The organism is Mycobacterium alsense, from assembly GCF_002086635.1.
GTDB lineage: Bacteria > Actinomycetota > Actinomycetes > Mycobacteriales > Mycobacteriaceae > Mycobacterium > Mycobacterium alsense.
The window spans coordinates 1-3080 of record NZ_MVHD01000111.1 but is presented as its reverse complement, the minus strand read 5'-3'; the positions used below and the strand labels follow the sequence as shown (position 1 = coordinate 3080).

The window sequence follows — 3080 nt, the reverse complement described above, 5'->3', positions numbered from 1 at the left end:
CCGCTGGACGCGTCGCCGCCGGCCCCGCCGGGACCACCGATGCCCGAGAGGAAGCCGCTGGCGCCACCGGCGCCGGCGGCCCAGGCGGCACCGCCACCACCGGAATCGGCGGCGACGGCGGCGCCGGCGGCCTGGGCTTCGCCCGAAGCCCGCTGGGGATCGACTTGAGCATGGGTGGCAACGGCGGGATCGGCGGCGCCGCGACCGCTGACGGGGGAGCCGGGGGCGCCGGCGGTGCGGGCGGCGGCAGCGGCTCCAGCGGCTTCTTCGGACTCGACTTGACCCAGGGCGGCCTCGGCGGCGCGGGCGGCGCCGCTACGACCGGCATCGCCGGGACCGGCGGCGCCGGCGGCGCCGCCGCGGCCCCCGCGTTGGTCGGGTGGGCCGCCGCCGTCGGCGGCAATGGCGGGGCCGGCGGCGCCGCCAGTGGCGCCGGCGGAACCGGTGGCCTCGGCGGCGACGGCGGCGTGGGCGCCGCGATCGCCGGCATAGCCGGCGGCGGGGCGGGTGGCGCCGGGGGCGCCTCGGCCCTCGGCAACGGCGGCGCCGGCGGCGCCGGCGGCCTGGCCGCCGCGTTCGAGGCCGCGATAGGCGGCAACGGCGGGCACGGCGGCGCCGCTCCGGCCGGCATCGGGGGCGGTGGCGGAGCCGGCGGCGGCGGTCTCGGATTCTTCGGCTACGGAGGCACCGGCGGCGACGCGGGCGCGGGCGTCGGGTCCGCCGCCGGCGGTAACGGCGGGAACGCGGGTTTGATGATGGGCGGCTCCTACACCCCGTCGATCTTCGGGATCGGCGGCAACGGCGGCAACGGCGTCAACGGCGGGGCCGGCGGAATGGGTGGCCTCGGCGGGGTGGTTGGCACTCCCGGGGCGCACGGAAACCCGTAGCCGGACAACCCCGCACCAACCCCTACCACCACCCCGAACGCTTCACCACCAACAACGAAGACGACGAAGACGACCCCCAGCGGCCTCCCTTGATCCCCCGCCGCGCAGCGCGGTAGCGTAGTGCTGCCAATTACGAAACCGCTAGTAGCGTAATTGGTCGCGGGCCCGCCTACCGGAAGGATCGGCTTGATGCGCAGCCGTTACGCCGGCCATCCGTTCACGACGTCGACGGCCGAGATCGCGGCCGCGCTCGAGGACGTCAGCATCCCGACGCTGCTCCTGTCGCTCGTCCACATCACCGGTGACCCGCGGTTCATCCGGGACTTCAAGCCGATGGGCATCTTCCTCAACGAGGTGCAGGGGTTCATGTCGGAGGACGACAAGGCCCGGGCCCGCGCGGCGGCGCTGCCGGTGATCGCCGACTACCGAGACCGCGGCTGCCCCGAGCCCGAGCCGCTGAGCCTCGATCTCATCCGGGAGATGATGGACTGGGCCGCCTGCGAACACGTGACCGACGACTACCTGCCGTTGATCCTCGAGGAGATGGATCTCGACGGCGTCGATCCGCGCCGTCCGGCGGCTCTTCCGGCCGAATCCGCTGCCGAATTCCCGGTCCTGGTGGTCGGTTGCGGCGAATCCGGCCTCCTGGCCGGCGTCCGCCTCAAACAGGCCAACATCCCGTTCACCATCGTCGAAAAGAACCCCGGCCCCGGCGGAACATGGTGGGAGAACAGCTATCCCGGCGCCCGCGTCGACGTCGCGAACCATTTCTATTGCTACAGCTTCGAACCCAACAACGACTGGACCCACTTCTTCGCCGAGCAGTACGAGCTGCGCGACTACTTCACCGGCGTGATGAACAAACACGGGCTGGGGGAGCACGTCCGATGGAACACCGAAGTCGTGGCGGCCGTCTGGAACGACGACGAGGGTGTGTGGAGCGTGTCGCTGCGCGGCGCCGACGGCCAGACCGACACGGTCACCGCCCGGGCCGTCATCACCGCGGTCGGTCAGCTCAACCGGCCCCACATCCCGGAATTCGACGGGGCCGGCACCTTCGAGGGCCCGTCGTTTCACTCCGCGGCCTGGGATCACTCGGTTGACGTGACGGGCAAGCGGGTCGCGCTGATCGGGGCGGGCGCCAGCGGCTTTCAGATCGCGCCCGCGATCGCCGACCGCGTGGAGCGGCTCAGCGTGTTCCAGCGGACCGCCCAGTGGATGTTCCCCAACCCCATGTACCACGACGAGGTCGGCGACGGCGTGCGCTGGGCGATGCGCCACCTGCCGTTCTACGGGCGGTGGTATCGATTCCTCGTCCTGTGGCCCGGCGCGGACAAGGGGCTCGACGCCGCGGAGGGCGACCCGAACTACGCCGACCAGGACTACGCCGTCAGCGACATCAACGCCGCGGCCCGAATGATGTTCTCCGAGTGGATCACCAGCCAGGTCGGCAGCGACCCGGAATCCGGCGAGCTGCTGGCCAAGGTGCTGCCCGACTACCCGGCGACGGGAAAGCGGACCCTGCAGGACAACGGCAGCTGGCTGCGGACGTTGCAACGGGACAACGTCGAGCTGGTGCGCACGCCGATCCGCAAGATCGCGCCGCACGGCGTGGTCACCGACGACGGGGTGACCCGCGACGCCGATGTCATCGTCTACGCCACGGGGTTCCGGCACATCGACGTGCTGTGGCCACTAGACATACGGGGCCGCAACGGAATTGAACTGCACCGGATGTGGGGGAGCCGCCCGTATGCCTACCTGGGCGTCACCGTGCCGGGGTTTCCGAACTTCTTCATCATCTACGGGCCCGGCACCCATCTGGCCCACGGGGGCAGCCTGATCTTCCAGTCCGAACTGCAGATGCGCTACATCGACCAGTGCCTCAGGCGGCTGGTGGAGGACGGGCTGCACTCGATGGAGCCCAAGCCCGAGCCGGCGAAGCAGTGGCATGAACGCACGCAGACCCGGATCAAGAAGATGGTGTGGTCGCACCCCGCGGTCAAGCACTCCTACTTCAAAAACCCGGACGGGGAGATCCACACCGTGAGCCCGTGGCGGCTCAACGAGTACTGGGCCGCGGTCCGCGAGCCCGATTGGTCACAATTTGTTGTGCGGCAAAGAAAGTGAGCGCGCCGATATGCGCACGGTAGTCGTCGATGGCCCCCGCAGCATCCGCGTCGACACCCGCCC

General features: G+C 71.0%; 1 protein-coding gene and 1 pseudogene. Both read left to right on the top strand.

Going from position 1 to position 3080, the window contains the following annotated elements; all coding sequences use genetic code 11:
• Positions 1–887 (top strand): annotated as a pseudogene (locus BST11_RS29055) (PE family protein); the annotation flags it as partial.
• Between the two features lie 189 nt (positions 888–1076).
• A complete protein-coding gene (locus BST11_RS26635; protein ID WP_083141156.1) occupies positions 1077–3017 on the top strand; it encodes a flavin-containing monooxygenase in 1941 nt (646 codons plus the stop codon).
• Positions 3018–3080: the final 63 nt, after the last annotated feature.